Source organism: Arcticibacterium sp. GJ41-1, assembly GCF_055808875.1.
The window spans coordinates 2,125,185-2,142,991 of the sequence record NZ_CM147888.1 but is presented as its reverse complement, the minus strand read 5'-3'; the positions used below and the strand labels follow the sequence as shown (position 1 = coordinate 2,142,991).

The window sequence follows — 17,807 nt, the reverse complement described above, 5'->3', positions numbered from 1 at the left end:
TGAGAAAATTTAAAGCAATTTTGCAGTCAAAGACATTAGCAATATTAAAATATTCATCTTTCATTTTCGCCCCAGCCCTATCCTCTCTCAAGGGGAAGAGCATATCAATTTATTAGTTGGTAACCAGAACAGAGCTTCCGTCACGGATTTCAAAACTGACGACACTGGCGACAATATTTCTAATAAGAACAAGTATTACAGCGAACTTACTGGCTTATACTGGATATGGAAAAATCAAAAAGCTGATATTGTTGGCAGTACTCACTATAGGAGGCATTTTACTGCTAAAACAGAGCCTCTTCTTTATAAGCTTAAGCGACTTAGTTATTATCCTGCTGGTCTATTCAAAAAACGCTATGGCTTAATTTATACAGGAAATGTCAATTTCTGGAAAGATAAAATAATTACCCCTACTGAGATTAAAGCCATTTTAGAGCAGTATGACGCTATCATGCCAGTAAGGCGTAAGTTTAGATACACTATAAAAGAGCATTATAGACGTTATCATAATCTGGAAGATTTAAACGCTATTGAAAGAATTCTAAAAAAAGACTATCCAGACTATATACCAAGTTTTGAAAAGGTATTAGAAGGAAACCGACTTTTCGCCAATAATATGTTCATTCTAAAGTATGACACTTTCAATGAACTAATGACCTGGCTTTTTGATATACTTTTTAAACTAGAAGATACATTTGACCTCAAAAAATATACAGGCTACCAAGAAAGAATTTTCGGCTTCTTATCCGAACGCCTTATCACCATCTGGATAGAGCACCATCAGATAAACTATAAGGAGCTGCCGCTTATTTATTTTAAGAAATTCAAGAAAATGAAAGGCTAAACAGTCTTCAAAACTTCTTCTATCACTCTTGGAAAATGGTAATGCTCTAGTTTAAGCACATTGGCAGCTACTTGTTCAGAGTTATCACTTGGTGAAACTCCACAGGTGGCTTGAAATATAGTTTCGCCCTCGTCATAGTTTTCATTGACATAATGAATAGTAATGCCGCTTTCCTTTTCTTTATTGACCACTACAGCCTCATGCACATGATGCCCCCACATGCCTTTACCACCATATTTAGGTAGCAATGCAGGATGAATATTGACAATCTTATTTGGGAAAGCCTGTATCAAGGAGCTTGGAATTAACCATAGAAAACCAGCAAGAACTACTAAATCAATATTTTGACTCTTCAGAAAATCGACAACCCGCTCCGACTCTACAAAATTTTTCTTTGAAAAAACGAGCGTAGGAATATTCAATTTCCTTCCTCTTTTTATAACTCCAGCGTCAGCTTTATTTGTCAAAAAGTAGCTAATTTCTACTTCCTCATTATTCTTAAAATAATCAACAATGGCCTCTGCATTTGACCCTCCTCCTGAAGCAAAAATTGCAATTTTCTTAGTCATATAAAACGCTAAATTCAAACGATTCTTAAACAAACATCATACTCAAAATCCCCAAAATCATCACCACTTTAGACCAGAAGCTTAATTGAGCAAAATGCTTTTTTCTGTCTGCAAAATAAAGACGATATGCCATATAAAAGAAGGGAATTCCCAAAAGAACAAAAGCGATAAGCAGTTTTTTGTTTTGCAAAGCTACGCCCATAGAAATCACAGCAGTCACAAACCAAAACATAAATATGAAAAGTAAATACTTGGTTCTTCTGATTCCCCAAATAATAGGAAGCGTGGTACTTCCAAACTTCTTATCGCCTCTTATATCTTCTATATCCTTAATTATCTCTCTAATAAGCGTGATTCCGAAAGCAAAAAGGGCATAAATGTTTATGAGCAAATCATTATCGGTATAGTAAACGGCCATCACCACCAAAGACGCTCCTGTAAGCCCAGCCACCATAAAATTACCTATAAATGGTTTTTTCTTAAACACACTGGCATAAACCCAGAGTAATGTCATGGCCAAAACATTAATTACAAAAACCTTAAAACTTATGGTAAAGGAAATAACCGCTGCCGAAATATTTAAAAACTGGTGTGCAAACATGGCATGCCTGCGACGTATAAAACGGCCTATTACCACCTCTTCTGGCTTATTGACTTGGTCTATTTTAATATCAAAATAATCATTAATAATATAACCTGCCGCAGCTACCAAAACGGTGCAAAGCGTAATCAGAAATTGTTTTTCATCTAAAACAGCCTCCATAACCGCTTGCCCCTTCCCTACTAAGAAGATTCTGGCTGCATATTGCGTAAGCACAATAATCAGCAGGTTTTTCCAACGAATAAGCTCAAGAAATTTTAAAACTAGGAGCATTAGAAACGGTTAGCTATTGATTTAAAACACGAAATTGATAATTTAATACGACTAACGTGCAATTCTTGGAATTAATTGAATGTCCTCTAACGTTAGTACAGCATGAATAGATGAAGAACTTAATTTTTTAATCGCAAGTTCATTCATCTTCAAGGCTCAAAACAAAAAAAATGAGAATAGGTATAGTTTGCTATCCCACATTTGGTGGAAGTGGTGTAATCGCCACAGAACTAGGAAAACAATTAGCACAAAACGGGCATCAGGTTCATTTCATGACCTACACCCAGCCCATCAGACTAGATTTCTTCAATGAAAATCTTTTTTATCACGAGGTAAACATTTCAGATTACCCTCTTTTCCAGTATCCGCCTTACGAGTCAGCTCTTGCCAGCAAGATGGTAGATGTGGTTAGGTATGAAAAATTAGACCTGCTTCATGTACATTATGCCATTCCGCATGCTACTTCGGCATTTTTGGCTAAAGAAATTCTTAAAACACATGGTATAAAAATTCCTGTAGTGACGACACTACACGGTACTGACATTACAGTGGTAGGTAGAGATAGAACCTACAAACCAATGGTTAATTTCAGTATTAATAAATCTGACGGTGTTACCGCTGTTTCTGATTCATTGAAACAAGAAACGCTTAGCACTTTTGACATTACCAATGAGATAGAGGTTATTCCAAATTTTGTGGATATGACGCGTTTTCACAAACAGCAGAAAGACCACTTCAAAAAGATAATTTGCCCCGAAGGAGAAAAACTTTTGGTTCATATTTCCAACTTTAGAAAAGTTAAAAGAATAGGTGACATTATTAAAACCTTCGGTAAAATCAAAGGAAAAGTACCTTCCAAACTACTTCTTATAGGCGATGGCCCTGAAAGGGTCAAAATGGAAAAAATGTGTAGAGACATGGAGCTATGCGACGACATTAGATTCATAGGAAAGCTAGACGCCATAGAAGAAGTACTTTCTGTAGCTGATTTGTTTTTTATGCCTTCTGAAAAAGAGAGCTTTGGATTGGCAGCATTGGAAGCTATGGCTTGTCAAGTACCTATTATCACGTCTAATGCAGGTGGTATTCCAGAGGTTAATATTCAAGGTGTAACAGGTTTTATGAGTGAGATTGGCGATGTGGATGATATGGCAAAAAACGCGTTATTTGTATTGGCTGACGAAAACCTCGACACGTTTAAGGCAAATGCCTTAGCAAAAGCAAAAGAGTTTGACATCAAAAATGTGGTACCACAATACGAAGCATATTATCAAAAGATAATTGACAAGGTAGCCGCAGCCGACCTATAAAACCAGAGAATAAAGTTTAGAAACAGATACGCATTTATGTTTGCAAATATTCCAGAAACTAATCAAAAGCGAGTTGTCATAGTTGGAGCAGGTTTCGGAGGATTGGCTATTGCTCAAAAACTTTGCAAAAAAGATGTGCAGGTAGTCTTGATTGACAAAAACAACTACCATCAGTTTCAGCCCTTGTTTTATCAAGTAGCCATGGCAGGTTTGGAGCCTAGCTCTATTTCTTTTCCGCTACGCAAGATTTTTCAAAATCAGAGTAATGCTCATATCCGAATTACTTCGGTAAACTCGGTAGACACTGAGATAAAACAACTCAGCACAGACATTGGCGTTATAAACTATGATTATTTGGTATTGGCCATGGGAGCCGACACCAACTATTATGGCATGGAAAACATCATGAAAAATGCCATGCCTATGAAATCTATTTCGGAGGCTATCTACCTTAGAAATAGAGTGCTGCAAAACTTTGAAGAGGCTCTTTCTGAACCCAATCGAGAGGAACAAGAAGGAATGATGTCTGTAGTAGTGGTAGGCGGTGGTCCTACTGGCGTTGAGATTTCTGGAACATTGGCAGAAATGCGTAAAATTATCCTTCCAAAAGATTATCCTGAGTTAGATTTTGAAAACATGAAAATCTACCTCTTTCAATCTTCCAAAGGCGTTTTACCGAGCATGTCTGACCAAGCCGCCGAAAAAGGAAAAGATTACCTAGAAGATTTAGGGGTTGAACTCCGAATTGGTGAGCGAATAGTGGATTTTGACGGCAGATATGCCGTTACCAATAAAGGAGCAAAAATAAGAACTAACAACGTGGTTTGGGCTGCCGGAATTAAGAGCAACAAAATTGAAGGTATAGAAGAAACGTCTTACACCAGAAATGGAAGACTTACCGTCAATGATATTAATCAAGTAGCTTCTTATGATGACATTTTTGCTATTGGCGATATAGCCCAAATGACTTCTGAAGAACTGCCTTATGGCCACCCAATGGTAGCTCAGCCGGCTATTCAGCAGGGAGAGTTATTGGCAGATAATCTTTACCAAATCATAAAAGGAGAAAAAACAAAACCTTTTAAATACAAGGATTTAGGCTCTATGGCCACAGTAGGAAGACATCTTGCAGTAGTTGACCTTCCTTTCTGGCGTTTTCAAGGTACTTTTGCCTGGTACGTTTGGATGGTGGTGCACCTTTTCTCTATCCTAGGTATAAAAAACAAACTTCTGATATTTATAAACTGGGTTTGGAACTACGTTACGTATGACCAGTCGCTCCGTTTAATTATTAAGCCAATTATGAAATTTGGCAAAAAGAACATTTTTAGTAGTACGCAAAATCCTGAATGAAAAACCTAGCTCATCTTAATAAATACCTTCTTAAGTATAAATGGTACCTCATTTTGGGTACGCTGTTTACGCTTATATCTAACGTTTTTGGTGTAGTGCCAGCACAGGTAGTACGTCATGCTTTAGATTTGGTAAAAGAGAATATTGACATCTACTTTATGTATAGCGGCACCCAGGTGCAAAAAAGCATGTACGATGTTTTCATTTACAGCCTTAGCGTATACGGTTTCTTGATTTTAGGAATGGCCATTTTAAAAGGTCTTTTTCTTTTTCTGGTTCGTCAAACGTTAATAGTGATGTCGCGTCATATTGAGTATGACATGAAAAATGAGATTTTCCAACATTATCAAACATTGCCACTCAGCTTTTACAGACAGCATTCCACGGGAGATTTAATGACCCGCGTGTCTGAAGATGTAGGAAAAGTGAGAATGTACATTGGCCCATCTATCATGTATTTACTTAACATGGTGACTTTGGTGGTGCTTATTTTGAGCTATATGTTCTCTGTAAACGCCAGACTTACTTGGTGGGTTTTGTTACCAATGCCTATACTCTCTATCAGTATTTTCATGGTGAGTAGTAGGGTAAACAAACGCTCTGCATTGATTCAGAAAAGTCTATCTAAATTATCAAATTACGTTCAAGAAGCCTTTAGTGGCATTAGAGTTTTAAAAGCTTTTGCCATGGAAAAGAGCTCTTGGGAGCGTTTTAAGGTAGAAAGTAACATGTACCGCGATAAGCAATTAGACCTTACCAAGATAGACGCCATGTTCTTCCCATTGGTTATGTTTTTGATTGGTTTGAGTACCGTTATTTGCGTTTTTGTGGGTGGACAAGAAATCATTGCCGGAACACTTACGCCAGGAAATATCACGGAGTTTATCATGTATGTTTTCATGCTAACATGGCCACTGATAGCCTTAGGCTGGACTACCAGTCAAATTCAGCAAGCAGCTGCATCACAAGAGAGAATTAACGAATACCTTGCTATTAAAAACGATATAGTTTCAGAGGTAAACCTCAAAGCAGACATTGAAGGTGCTATTTCTTTTGAAAATGTAAATTTCACTTATCCTGATTCTGGCATTCATGCCTTAAAAGATTTCAATCTTGAAATTGCCCCAGGAGAGTCTGTTGCTATTCTTGGAACCACGGGTTCTGGTAAAAGTACTTTGGCAAACTTGCTTTTACGTATGTATGACACTTCCTCGGGAGACATCAGCATTGACCATAGAAACATTAAGGATTATAATATCCAAAACTTACGTTCTCAAATGGGCTACGTACCGCAGGATGTATTCCTATTTTCGGATACGATAGCCAATAACGTTAGGTTTGGCAGCCCAGAAATAGCTCATGAAGCTATCATACAAGCCACAAAAGATGCCGATTTATATCAAAACATTATTGAGTTTGAGAAAGGTTTTGATACTGAAATTGGCGAACGAGGTGTAACCCTTTCTGGTGGTCAAAAACAGCGATTATCCATTGCAAGAGCCATAGTAAGAGAGCCAAAAATCTTAATCTTAGACGATTGTCTTTCTGCTGTAGATACCAATACAGAAAATATCATTCTAGGGAATCTAGAGCGAATCATGCAAGACAGAACGTCTATCATTATTTCGCACAGAGTTAGCTCCGCCAAATTGGCTCAAAACATCATAGTACTAGACGAAGGTGCTATAGTAGAAGAAGGTTCTCATGAAGACCTTATGGCTAAAAATGGCGTTTATAAAGAGCTTTACGACAAACAACTAAGCACTGAAGAAGCATAAAATATGGCTATTGATATCTCAAAAGTTAAAGCTGTCATATTTGACATGGATGGCTTATTGGTTAATTCTGAACCTTGCTGGCACATTGCCGAGAAAGTTGTCTTTGGCAAAGTAGGTTTAAATCTTACCACGGAGCAGTGCATTGAAACCACCGGAAAACCTGTTAAAGATGTTATTCAATACTGGTACGCCATAAAACCTTGGGATAATCCAGATTTCATGGGCATGGAAACTGAGTTATTTGCCGAAGCCACTAAAGCCATCAAAGAAACAGCTCCTCTTATGCCCGGCGTTTTAGAAACGCTTGCTTGGGCTAAAGCCAAAGGCTTTAAAATTGGCCTAGCTTCGGCTTCGCCAATGGATATGATTAAAATGGTTTTAGAAAAATTTGAGCTGACATCTAAGTTTGAATTTTATCATTCTGCCGAACTAGAAAAGTTTAACAAACCTGACCCTGCTGTTTATTTGACCGTTGCTAGAAAGTTAAATACGCCTATAGAGCATTGTTTGATTTTGGAAGATTCTTTTAACGGTGTTAAAGGTGCAGTAGCATCTGGGGCACAAGTTATAGCAGTACCTGGAAAAGAAGAATTTGAGCAATCAAAATTTGACATAGCCAACCTGAAAACTTCTTCGTTGGAAAACATATCAGGACTATTTAATAGTTAAACAAAAAAACAGGCAACCCAAAGGGCTGCCCGTTTAACATTTACTCAAAACTATTACTCAATTCTTTAGGCCCGAATTACCTTCTGTAATTCACTCCTCTACTATATCTATTATTTCTATCTACGTTTGCCACGTCTCTATCACGTTTTTCTCTTCTTATCATTTTATTCAAAGAATCAATATCCCTTTTAAGCTCGTTGCTCTCACGCCCTGTCAATCTGCCATTTCTTAGAAATTTATTTTCCTTTGCCTCTATTTTTTCAGCTACCACCAAAAGCTTTCTAGCTTCATTCGAATTTATAGTTCCTGCCACTATTCCTTGAGCAATGCTTTCGCGGGCTTGCCTTTGGAAGGAATCTATTTCTCGAGCATTGCTTTTATTATTATTGCCATAATTCTTTGAATATTTATTACTGGCATAGGTGTCGCCTCCTTTGTAACCTTTGTTTTGATACTGTGCCATACTAGTACTTACTATCATGGTCATTACGGCGATTAGTGTTATTAGCTTTTTCATAATTGTAATTGTTAAAATTGAAAGATATACCTCTTAGATGCCTGCTGACTAGGAAGGTTTGCTTAGCCTATTGTTAACGATTGTTAATAACTCAACCGTTAAATAAAATATAGGATTTCATACAACATCTCACCACCCTTTCTGCGTTATATGCATGTAATTCCAACACAGATTATACATGGGTTAAAAACCTAGCTATATAAAATCTTAAAATAGTGGTTTATTTTAGGGGTTAGACAAGAGCTTCCGAGACTTCGGAAGCTTTTTCTTGTTTAAAGCGGAGCAATCTCAGCCAACCTATGACAGTCCTTGTCAATTTCTTTCTTAATTTTAATCACGTAATACCCTATGATAAAAATTAATGAAAAGTTACCTCGCCTTAGTGCTTCTAATTGTTTGTAGTACTCAGGTCAATTCCCAAATAATTAAGAAAGAGATTCCAGATAAGTTAGTTGTCCTGACCTTTGATGATGGTCCTGCAAGTCATTATGGTGTAGTGGCTCCTTTGCTCAAAAAGTATGGTTTTGGTGCTACCTTTTTTGTGTGTGAATTCCCTCCAAACTATCAAGACAGCAGCAAATACATGAACTGGCGTCAAATAAAGGAATTAGACCGTATGGGTTTTGAAGTAGCCAATCATACACGTACACACCGAGGCGTCAGCAAACTTACAGAAGATGAATTCATAACAGAGCTAGACTACATCGAAAACAAATGTAAATCTTTGGGAATGCCTATTCCTAAAAACTTTGCCTACCCCGGTTACAGTTTAAGTCCAGCCTCTTTAAAAACATTAGAAAAGCAGCAATATGTATTTGCCCGTGCAGGCGGAAGCAGAGCCTACGACCCAGAAACAGACCATCCTTTTTTAGTGCCCAGCTGGGCAATGGATTCTGAAAACAAATCAGAGATTTATGAAGCTTTTAGTAAAGCCAAAGATGGGAAAATAGTGATTTTGACCATTCATGGAGTACCTGATATAGAACACCCTTGGGTCAACACCCCACCAGAGCTTTTTGAAGAATATTTAGACTACCTTTCCAAAAATGATTTCACCCTTATTTCAATGAAGGATTTAACAGCATACATTGACGTCAAAAAAGCCAAAGAACTTATTCAACCAGACTTTTCAAAAAAATCAAACAATTAAACCATGAAAAAAACGCTTCTCTTATTCCTTCTTCTTGCAGGATTTACGGCAATTTCACAAAACGTAATTTCGCTTTATAATGGAGAAATTCCTAACAGCAAACCTTATAAAATGCAAGAGGTAAAAAGGAGTGACAAAGGACTTTTTGTGGGTTACTGGAAAGTATCAGAACCTACCTTAGAAATTTTCCTACCAGAAAAACCTAATGATAAAAAGGCTGCCGTAATCCTTTGCCCCGGTGGTGGCTACGCCATGGAAAGCTACAGAAGAGAAGGCACGGAAATAGCCAAAGCCTTTAACGCAGAAGGCGTAGCTGTTTTCTTATTAAAATACAGACTACCTAGCGATTCTATCATGCACGACACCTCTATAGGGCCATTGCAAGATGCTCAGCAAGCTATAAAAACGGTAAGAGAGCGTGCCGCCGAATGGAACATTGACACAAACAACATCGGTATCATGGGTTTTTCAGCCGGTGGACACTTAGCTTCTACAGCAGGAACACATTTCAATAAATCATACATTCCAAATATGGAGAAAACTTCACTAAGACCTGACTTCATGATTCTAATATATCCTGTAATTAGCATGCAAGATGGTTTAGCACATGGCGGCTCTAGAAGACTACTACTAGGAGAAAATCCTGGCCAAGAAAAGCTAGACCTATTTTCAAACGACCAGCAAGTAAATGAAAACACCCCTCCTACTTGGCTAACTCATACGGGCGATGATACCGTGGTGCCTGTGGCAAATAGCATCAGGTTTTATGAAAACTTGGTAAAAAACAAAGTACTTTCAGAAATGCACCTTTACCCTAAAGGAAATCATGGTTTTGTACTCTCAATTCCTCCATCGGAGTGGATGCAGCCATTGTTTCAATGGATGCAAAAAAGTGAATACATCGCTAAATAATACCCTAAAAAACATTTGTCTAAACATCATTTCATGAAAAAATATCTCGGTTATTCTCTCCTCCTGCTCAGTATCATTTTCGCTTCATGCGAGCCTATCAAGAGGACAGGCGACTTTAAAATCCTGCCTTTACCACAAGAATTTGAAATTACTGGAGTAAGTGCTCTAGCCCATAATAGCCTAAAAAATGTATACGCTGTAGATGGTGCCAAAATGCCAATTGTCAGCAAGGTTTTAGGCGAACTGGCTTCTACGCAAAACGAAGCCGAAGCTCAAATCACCTATGCTATTGACAATACTTTGGACTTAGGTGAAGAGGGCTACCTCTTAAATATTTCAGAGAATCAAATTGAAATAAAAGCTAAAGATGATGCGGGACTTTTTTATGCTTTCAAAACTTTGGAGCAACTCGTGATTGACGCTTATGAGCAAAAGGTCAATCTGCCTATTTGCACCATAAAAGATTATCCAATGCTTTCTTATAGGGCTGTACACCTTGATATCAAACATCATACGGAAAAGCTGAACTACTATTATAATCTGATTGACAAATTAGCTTCCTATAAAGTCAATGCCATTATTGCGGAGCTAGAAGATAAGCTTCAATTTCCGAGTCAACCAAAAGTGGCTTCTGCCGATGCATTAAGTACCGAAGAATGGCAAGCTCTGAGCAAATATGCTTTAGATAGACACATAAAAATCAGCCCATTAATTCAGGGTTTGGGTCATGCTTCTTTCATTTTAAAACATGATGAGTATAAGCACCTCCGCGACGACCCAGAAAATGACTGGGCTTTTAATCCACTTAATCCTAAAACCTACGACCTACAGTTTGACCTTTACAAAGATGCCTTAGCGGCTTTGCCAGACGGAAAATACCTCCATATAGGCGGTGACGAAGTGCATACCACAGGAAGAAACAGTGGAAAAACGTCCCTAGAACTTCAGCTTATTTGGTTAAACAAAGTCTGCAAGTTTGCGGAAGAAAATAACCGAATTCCAATTTTCTGGGATGATATGCCTTTGAAAGATTCAGGCGTATATGAATCTATGTTTGACTCTGACCTTAGCCAAGAAGAAGTAGATGAAATATGGAAAGAAAACGAGCATAAGCTTTCCGCTTTCCTTGACCAACTTCCTAAAAACTGTATTTACATGCGATGGAATTATAGCAACTCTGATGCCCTTGGAAATAGTAAAGCCATGAAATGGTTCCTTGACCACGACTTACAAGTAATGGGTGCCACCGCAGGACAAACAAGGTGGGTTTTGATGCCGCAGCAAGAAAGCAACATGCATAATATTAGGTCATTTGTCAATGCTTCTATTGATAACAATCTTAACAGAATTCTATTAACTCTTTGGGACGATGATTCCCCACATTTTGAACTGTACATGCGTGGCATTTTGGCTTTTGCAGAATACTCTTGGGCTGGTGATAAAAGAACTATGGAGGAAATAAAAACCGCACACAGACAGCGTGAGTTTTCGCATGAATTAACTCAACCAATGTATGCTTTTATTGACGATTTAGAAGTACAAGTAGGACTTTGGAAAAACATTTTGTTGAAAGGAAATAAAAGGAATTATCTCAAAAAAATGGAGAACCCGCTAGAGGAAGGAGTCATTTCGCTACCAGACCTAAAAAATAAGGGTGTTTGGACTTCTGAAAACAAAGAAAGGCTGGATAATGCTGAAGAAATACTGATAAGTTATGAGCAAGTGGCTGACCAGATAGATGAGATGAAATCAATGACCAGCAGAAACCTTTATACGCTTGAAGTATATGAACAAGTTAATGAACTAACTGCTTACCCCGCAAAAGTGTTAATGGCCTTTAAAGAGCTTGACAATAGTAATAACGAAGCAGGAAGTTTGAGTAAGGTCAAAAACCTTGAAGAAGAGTTTAACAAAGTCAGAAACGAACTAGAAGCCGTTTACAGCAAAACCAGAAACTTAAACAAGCCAAGCGACTACATTTTAGACCAAGACCATCATGCACATTTGGCTAACCAAAGCATCAATTTCGATTGGCAGTTTTATGCTGAAATGCTACTCTTGGAAAAAATAAAGAAAACGTACTAAGCCCTAAAAATTGAAATGAAATTATTTAATACGCTATTGCTAACACTGTTAGCTGGATTCTTCATGGCCAGTTGCCAACAGAAAAAACCGAACGTGATAATAAGTACCGATGTTGGCGGCAGCGACCCCGACGATTATCAATCTTTGGTACACCTTTTTGTATATACAGACCGTGTAAATATTAAAGGTTTAATAAGTTCACCGCCACATCAAGGCAGAAAAGAGCATATTGACGAAGCTATAAATGCATACCAAAAAGACTATGAGAAACTGCTCATGCATAATGACGATTTTCCTACGCCTGAGTATCTATATAGCATCACTAAACAAGGAGCTAAAGAAGTTCAACTTACTACGGAGCCAGAAAACTTAAGTGAAGGTGCACAGCTAATCATCACCCAAGCCAAAGAACTTTCTAACGAGCCACTTTATGTGCTAGCATGGGGCTCTTTAACAGATGTGGCACAGGCCGTTCATGCTAGTCCTGATATAAAGAAAAATATTCGCGTGTATTCTATTGGTTCGTGGAATACAGTGCAGGACACAAGCTCCAGAAATTACCTTTATAATGCACATCCAGACTTATGGTGGATAGAAAACAACACCACTTTTAGAGGTATGTATATGGGTGGATTTAAAGAAGGTGATTACTCAAACGTTTCATTTCCGAAAGCTCATTTAAAAGACCACGGAGCATTGGGGAATTTGTTTTGGCAGAAAAAGGAAGATATAAAAATGGGTGATACACCTTCTTTACTTTATCTGCTAAACGGAGACCCAAATAATCCCGAATCTGAAAGCTGGGGTGGTGCTTTTGTCCCTACAGACCATGGTGCCAATTTTTGGACCGACAATCCTGTAGATTCTCTTTACGAGAACGATAAAGCTGGAGCTAAAACGGTGAATAAATTCAGAAAACAATTCCTAGACGACTGGGCAGAAAGAATGTCTTGGATAGGAGATTAAATCTTAATATCATACCCTACTATGAAACTTTTAAAACTTGGTCTGCTATGTTTACTATTTTCCTGTACTAGAGAACCTGTACAAGAAAGTAAGAACGAAAAACTGTGGTTTGAGTACCCAGGGCAATACTGGAACAGCCAAGCCATGCATCTGGGTAATGGTTATTTTGGGGCAAGTTTTTTAGGCGGAGTAGACGAAGAAATAATTGCGATAACAGACGCCAGCATGTGGACAGGAGCTCCCGCTAATGGCGAATGGGAAAAAGCAGGGGTGAATCCGAAAGCTAAAGCTAGTATTCCGAAAATTAGAGAAGCTGTGGTAAATGGCGACATACCAAAGGCTGATAAACTAATGATGGAAGAGTTTATGGGTGACTCCAAAATGTATGGCTTTTTCACAAGTATTGGCGAGTTGAAAATAGAGTTCCCAAACAATACCAAAGAATATAGCAGCTACAAAAGAGAGCTAAACTTAGCCAAATCATTAGGTACCGTAACTTATCAAAAAGCAGAAACTAAATACGATAGGGAGTACTTCTGCTCCTACCCTGACAAAGTTTTAGTACTCAAATACACCGCCGATAAAGAAAACAGCATTGACCTTAACTTAGGCAGTAGCGTCATTCAAAAAACATCTTCTGTACACATAAAAAACAATGTATTTGAAATTAAAGGTTTCATCAATGGCAACGAACGCCCTTTCAATGTATTAATTGAAGTTAAAAATGACGGTGGCGTATTAGGCAAAGAAGGAGACAAACTTACCCTAAGAGGTGCCAATTCTGTGGAGCTTTATGTTACCATGAGTACCAATTATAAAATGGAATACCCAAGGTACATTGGCGAAGACCCAGCACTTAAAAACAGAGACGTTCTGAACCTTGCTCTTCAGAAAAGCTACACTGAACTAAAAAACGACCATATAAAAGACTATCAAACACTTTACAACAGAGTTAAGCTAGAATTAGCTACCAATAAGGAATTAGACCAACTTCCGACCAACGAACGTTTTGAAAAGCTAAAAGCTGGTGGCCAAGACCCAGGCTATAAAGAAATGGCCTTTAATCTGGGCAGATACATGCTTATTAGCTCTTCTAGACCTGGCACTTTACCTGCCAATCTTCAGGGTGTTTGGAATGCTTTTGATTTTGCCCCGTGGGCAGGAAACTATCAAAGCAATATCAATGTCCAAGAAATTTACTGGTCTAGCGGCCCTCTGGATTTATTGGAATGTCAGCAACCTTATATTGACTGGATTGAAAACCTAAGTATTTCAGGAAAAGAAATAGCTAATCGCGTTTACGGAACAGATGGCTGGGTGAGCCATAGTATAGGGAACATTTGGGGTCATGCCGCTCCTATTGGAGGCATTAGGTGGGGCATGTATCCTATGGGCGGTGTGTGGCACTGTCAGCATGTATGGGAGCAGTATTCCTTTAGTCAAGACCAAGCTTATTTAAAAAACCAGGCATATCCCCTACTAAAAGGACAAGCCACTTTTTGGCTTCAAAACATGGTGCCTTATAAAGGTTACAACATTACCAGCCCAGCAGTTTCGGCAGAACATGGAGCCTTAATGACCAAAGATGGCCTAAATCCTGCCTTTCATGATTATAAAAGTGAGGATTATCAGTACAACCTGCCCGGAGTTTATCAAGATATGGAAATGCTTTGGGATTTATTTACCAATACCGCTGAAGCGGCCAAAATCTTAAACGAAAATGCTTTTGCAGATTCACTTCTGGCAGCTAGAGAAAAACTGCTTCCCTTAAAAATAGGAAAACACGGACAGCTGCAAGAGTGGTATCAAGATATTGACAATCCTGAAACACATCATAGGCACATAGCTCATTTATATGCGGTAGCACCCGGAAGACAAATACATCCTACGCTCAATCCAGATTTTGCGAAAGCCGCTAAAAAATCTTTAGATATGCGTGGCGATGGTAGGTATATGGAGCAAGAAGACGCCTCTGGCGGAAACTGGGCAAGAGCACATAGAATGTGGGCTTGGACAAGGCTTATGGATGGCGAGCGAGCTTCAAAAATTATGGGAGAACTCTTAACCGAAGAGGGTTTTGAAAACGGACTTACTTACCAACATGCTCCCTACAGCGGCCAAGGCGGACCAGAAATGCATACGGAAGAAGATGGCATGCACTGCAATTGGCAATTAGACGCATCGGCAGCACTTCCCGGCTGTATAGCAGAAATGATAGTGCAAAGTCATTTGAATGAAATTCACCTATTGCCAGCACTCCCTGAAGAGTTTAAAACAGGAAAAATAAGTGGTGTAAAAGCCAGAGGCGACTATACTTTAGATATTGCGTGGAAAGATGGAAAGCTTATTAAAGCTACCATTACTGGCAAAAATGGCGTAAAACCGGTGGTAAGATTAAAAGACGAAATTATTGATATAGAAAAAGACAGCAGAATTAGTTTTGTCAATTGAGGCTATATCTATGAGAATATAATTATTCGGAACATTCAACATATTTAGTTTTATCAGCCTTTGTAAAGGCATACTTCGGAATAGTATGCTCATAATAAAGAATTAGGCCATTTCGCTTTTCAGCTTGTTCTAAATCTCTCACACATATTTCATCTATATAGCTGCCTTCAGTATGTAATTCAGTCAATTTTTTTGCATCAGAAACATCTAGATGTTTCAAGTAAGTATTGCCTGTACAGTACATGCGTTGAAGGCTTGTGCAATTTTCAAAATTCATTGAATTGATATGAAGGTTCCCTAGTATGTTGACTTCTCTAAGCCATGATGACCCATTGGAACATGCAAAATCAATTTCCTTCATTCGTGCATTTTCAATATGTAAATAGTTCAAAGAGGAGGGTAGACTTATTTGTCTTAAATCTCTAGAATCTGATATCCACAAATAATTCAAATGTTCCATATCTTTTAAGTCAAGCGAATCTACTTTCCATAATTGAAATGTTAATTCCCTTAAACTTGGGATGTTTAGAACCACATTTCCGCTATTTTCATAGCCTCCATTAAGATGAAGTTTTTCCAGAGATGTAAACTGCTCCAAATCTTGCCAACCAATTTCAAAATTCGAGCTCAAATAACTTAAATGTTTGAAATGAACTCTATCGGCCTGCATACCCTCTGATAGAAAACCTTGATAATTCAAACTATCTATACTTAGTATTTCTAATTCTAAAATTCTCCCATTAACCATCCCATCTGAATCAAGTCCCTCGTCTACAAGATATTTCTCAAAATCAGCATTGCTTAGCGTTACATAGGGACCAATATCCTTTTCCTTACAAGATGTAAAAACAAGGAATACTCCGAAAACCAAGTATTTTAATGTGCTATTTTTCATTTTGAGATGTAGATTTTAGCACCATAAATGGACTCTTAAAGTATAGTGAACAGTGCTTTTGAGCTTAAAAATAAGGCTTTGCTAAAAAAAAACTAGCAAGAAGCCAAACTTAAAAAAAATCATTCAAAAGCACCATTGATAAATAACCTAAACAGCCCCCACCCCAAGCTTATTCAAAACCGTAAAGTGGCTTTTCAAAGCACCGTAAAACGTTTTGTGGTGATTGTAAGGTACATCATATTCTAAAGCGGTAGCTTTCACAATTTTTGAAATTTCTTTGTAGTGCACATGGCAAATATTTGGAAACAAATGATGCTCTATTTGATAATTAAGTCCACCAATAAACCATGAGAAGAAGGTACTTCCATTGGCAAAGTTTGCCGTAGTTCTCATTTGATGAATAGCAAAACTATTCTCCAAGTTTCCTGAGTCATCAGGAATAAAGAAATCTGTTTCTTCTAGCACGTGGGCACATTGAAAAATCAGGGCTAAAACTTGACCACAAATGGCGTGCATCAAAAGGAAACCCAAAAGCGTTTGCCACCAAACTATGCTCGACAATGCAATAGGCAACACAATGAATATTATCAGATAAAGCGATTTTGCAAAGAAAATCTCTATGGCTGCTCTCCTGATAGAAATACCTTGCTCCTGCACTAAATTTTCCTTCCCGTATTTGATGGTTTGCTCTATATCTTTTCCCAAGAACCAATAAAGCGACAACAAACTATACAAAAATGGAGCATAGAAAATCTGAAACTTATGAAAAGCAAGATGCTTTTGATGAGGCGAAAGCCTCAATGAATTGTTTTTTGAGATATCGTCATCAAAGCCTTGAATATTGGTAAAAGTATGATGAAGCACATTGTGCTGAATTTTCCAGTTTACATGATAGCCACCCACAAAATTTATGATAAGCCCTACAAAACTGTTGACATTCTTATTCTTTGAATATGAACCATGGTTAGCATCATGCATAACAGACAAACCTATGCCCGACATGCCTAAACCCATCTGAGCCCAAAGCCCCATATTACCTGCTACGGAAGTCACTACACCACTAAGAATAAAGCCATAAGGGATAAAATACAGGCCACACATAAAAATGGTTTTGAGGACCATGTTAGCATTTCCTTGTTTAGAAATGTTGTTGGTTTTAAAATGAGAATTGACTCGTTTTACCACTTCCCTGAAAAATTCTGGTTTACTGCGGATGTTAAATTTCACTCCCTCTCCTCTCATTCTTATTCCTTTAGTTTGTTATGAAGTCTACAAAGTAGGCAATAACAAAGACAGTCTACCGCATTTGGACTTTTATAATTTTTAATATTTCGAAAGAAAAACTGTGATATTCAGTCAAAAACCGAATTCTATTATAAAAACCTCGCTATTACAGAAGGAAAATAAGGTGGTAAGACTAGCAAAAATGGATAG

At 38.0% G+C, this 17,807-nt stretch carries 15 protein-coding genes; 10 read left to right on the top strand and 5 right to left on the bottom strand.

The window, feature by feature from the left end:
* The first annotated feature begins 34 nt into the window (after positions 1-34).
* Complete coding sequence (locus tag AC0L6O_RS08670) at positions 35-844, top strand: DUF4422 domain-containing protein (RefSeq protein WP_473308507.1); 810 nt, start codon at positions 35-37, stop codon at positions 842-844.
* On the opposite strand, the gene purN is transcribed toward AC0L6O_RS08670, so the two are convergent.
* The gene (gene purN / locus AC0L6O_RS08665) at positions 841-1,413 is read right to left on the bottom strand and encodes a phosphoribosylglycinamide formyltransferase (protein WP_473307858.1); all 573 of its coding nucleotides are present in this window, start codon (positions 1,411-1,413) and stop codon (positions 841-843) included. The genes AC0L6O_RS08670 and purN overlap by 4 nt on opposite strands.
* Positions 1,414-1,438: 25 nt before the next feature.
* Entirely contained in the window at positions 1,439-2,287 is an 849-nt protein-coding gene (locus tag AC0L6O_RS08660; RefSeq protein ID WP_111371989.1) for a geranylgeranylglycerol-phosphate geranylgeranyltransferase, read from the bottom strand.
* Positions 2,288-2,457: 170 nt separating this feature from the next.
* On the opposite strand from AC0L6O_RS08660, the gene bshA reads away from it, so the two are divergent.
* From bshA to hxpB, 4 genes are read left to right on the top strand one after another with little or no spacing between them, the layout of a single operon-like run.
* Positions 2,458-3,597 carry an N-acetyl-alpha-D-glucosaminyl L-malate synthase BshA gene (gene bshA / locus AC0L6O_RS08655; RefSeq protein WP_473307856.1) on the top strand — a complete coding sequence of 380 codons (1,140 nt, stop codon included), beginning with the start codon at positions 2,458-2,460 and terminating at the stop codon, positions 3,595-3,597.
* Between the two features lie 36 nt (positions 3,598-3,633).
* Positions 3,634-4,950, top strand: coding sequence for an NAD(P)/FAD-dependent oxidoreductase (locus AC0L6O_RS08650; protein WP_473307854.1), 1,317 nt, complete (start codon positions 3,634-3,636; stop codon positions 4,948-4,950).
* Entirely contained in the window at positions 4,947-6,728 is a 1,782-nt protein-coding gene (locus tag AC0L6O_RS08645) for an ABC transporter ATP-binding protein (protein WP_473307852.1), read from the top strand. The genes AC0L6O_RS08650 and AC0L6O_RS08645 overlap by 4 nt, the downstream gene beginning before the upstream one ends.
* A 3-nt stretch (positions 6,729-6,731) precedes the next feature.
* The gene (hxpB, locus tag AC0L6O_RS08640; RefSeq protein WP_473307850.1) at positions 6,732-7,397 is read left to right on the top strand and encodes a hexitol phosphatase HxpB; all 666 of its coding nucleotides are present in this window, start codon (positions 6,732-6,734) and stop codon (positions 7,395-7,397) included.
* Between the two features lie 76 nt (positions 7,398-7,473).
* Here hxpB and AC0L6O_RS08635 read toward each other — a convergent pair whose 3' ends face one another.
* Entirely contained in the window at positions 7,474-7,914 is a 441-nt protein-coding gene (locus AC0L6O_RS08635; protein ID WP_473307848.1) for a hypothetical protein, read from the bottom strand.
* A gap of 361 nt (positions 7,915-8,275) precedes the next feature.
* Here AC0L6O_RS08635 and AC0L6O_RS08630 point away from each other — a divergent pair, with 361 nt between their 5' ends.
* The 5 genes from AC0L6O_RS08630 to AC0L6O_RS08610 are packed head-to-tail and all read left to right on the top strand — an operon-like array spanning position 8,276 to position 15,478.
* A complete protein-coding gene (locus tag AC0L6O_RS08630) occupies positions 8,276-9,064 on the top strand; it encodes a polysaccharide deacetylase family protein (RefSeq protein WP_473307846.1) in 789 nt (262 codons plus the stop codon).
* A 3-nt stretch (positions 9,065-9,067) separates the two neighbouring features.
* Positions 9,068-9,976, top strand: coding sequence for an alpha/beta hydrolase (locus AC0L6O_RS08625; protein WP_473307844.1), 909 nt, complete (start codon positions 9,068-9,070; stop codon positions 9,974-9,976).
* A gap of 33 nt (positions 9,977-10,009) precedes the next feature.
* Positions 10,010-12,061, top strand: coding sequence for a glycoside hydrolase family 20 zincin-like fold domain-containing protein (locus AC0L6O_RS08620; RefSeq protein WP_473307842.1), 2,052 nt, complete (start codon positions 10,010-10,012; stop codon positions 12,059-12,061).
* Between the two features lie 15 nt (positions 12,062-12,076).
* Entirely contained in the window at positions 12,077-13,027 is a 951-nt protein-coding gene (locus AC0L6O_RS08615; RefSeq protein ID WP_473307840.1) for a DUF1593 domain-containing protein, read from the top strand.
* Between the two features lie 21 nt (positions 13,028-13,048).
* The gene (locus tag AC0L6O_RS08610; RefSeq protein WP_473307839.1) at positions 13,049-15,478 is read left to right on the top strand and encodes a glycoside hydrolase family 95 protein; all 2,430 of its coding nucleotides are present in this window, start codon (positions 13,049-13,051) and stop codon (positions 15,476-15,478) included.
* Between the two features lie 22 nt (positions 15,479-15,500).
* On the opposite strand, the gene AC0L6O_RS08605 is transcribed toward AC0L6O_RS08610, so the two are convergent.
* A complete protein-coding gene (locus tag AC0L6O_RS08605; protein ID WP_473307837.1) occupies positions 15,501-16,373 on the bottom strand; it encodes a leucine-rich repeat domain-containing protein in 873 nt (290 codons plus the stop codon).
* A 147-nt stretch (positions 16,374-16,520) separates the two neighbouring features.
* On the bottom strand, positions 16,521-17,615 hold the full coding sequence (locus tag AC0L6O_RS08600) for a fatty acid desaturase family protein (protein ID WP_473307836.1): 1,095 nt from the start codon (positions 17,613-17,615) through the stop codon (positions 16,521-16,523).
* Positions 17,616-17,807 lie beyond the last annotated feature (192 nt).

Excerpts from the sequence above, each read along its gene's own strand:
- AC0L6O_RS08630 (WP_473307846.1), top strand. The coding sequence starts at position 8,276 with ATGAAAAGTTACCTCGCCTTAGTGCTTCTAATTGTTTGTAGTACTCAG.
- purN (WP_473307858.1), bottom strand. The coding sequence starts at position 1,413 with ATGACTAAGAAAATTGCAATTTTTGCTTCAGGAGGAGGGTCAAATGCA.
- hxpB (WP_473307850.1), top strand. The coding sequence starts at position 6,732 with ATGGCTATTGATATCTCAAAAGTTAAAGCTGTCATATTTGACATGGAT.
- AC0L6O_RS08660 (WP_111371989.1), bottom strand. The coding sequence starts at position 2,287 with ATGCTCCTAGTTTTAAAATTTCTTGAGCTTATTCGTTGGAAAAACCTG.
- AC0L6O_RS08635 (WP_473307848.1), bottom strand. The coding sequence starts at position 7,914 with ATGAAAAAGCTAATAACACTAATCGCCGTAATGACCATGATAGTAAGT.
- AC0L6O_RS08650 (WP_473307854.1), top strand. The coding sequence starts at position 3,634 with ATGTTTGCAAATATTCCAGAAACTAATCAAAAGCGAGTTGTCATAGTT.
- bshA (WP_473307856.1), top strand. The coding sequence starts at position 2,458 with ATGAGAATAGGTATAGTTTGCTATCCCACATTTGGTGGAAGTGGTGTA.
- AC0L6O_RS08620 (WP_473307842.1), top strand. The coding sequence starts at position 10,010 with ATGAAAAAATATCTCGGTTATTCTCTCCTCCTGCTCAGTATCATTTTC.
- AC0L6O_RS08625 (WP_473307844.1), top strand. The coding sequence starts at position 9,068 with ATGAAAAAAACGCTTCTCTTATTCCTTCTTCTTGCAGGATTTACGGCA.
- AC0L6O_RS08610 (WP_473307839.1), top strand. The coding sequence starts at position 13,049 with ATGAAACTTTTAAAACTTGGTCTGCTATGTTTACTATTTTCCTGTACT.
- AC0L6O_RS08615 (WP_473307840.1), top strand. The coding sequence starts at position 12,077 with ATGAAATTATTTAATACGCTATTGCTAACACTGTTAGCTGGATTCTTC.
- AC0L6O_RS08645 (WP_473307852.1), top strand. The coding sequence starts at position 4,947 with ATGAAAAACCTAGCTCATCTTAATAAATACCTTCTTAAGTATAAATGG.
- AC0L6O_RS08600 (WP_473307836.1), bottom strand. The coding sequence starts at position 17,615 with ATGAGAGGAGAGGGAGTGAAATTTAACATCCGCAGTAAACCAGAATTT.
- AC0L6O_RS08605 (WP_473307837.1), bottom strand. The coding sequence starts at position 16,373 with ATGAAAAATAGCACATTAAAATACTTGGTTTTCGGAGTATTCCTTGTT.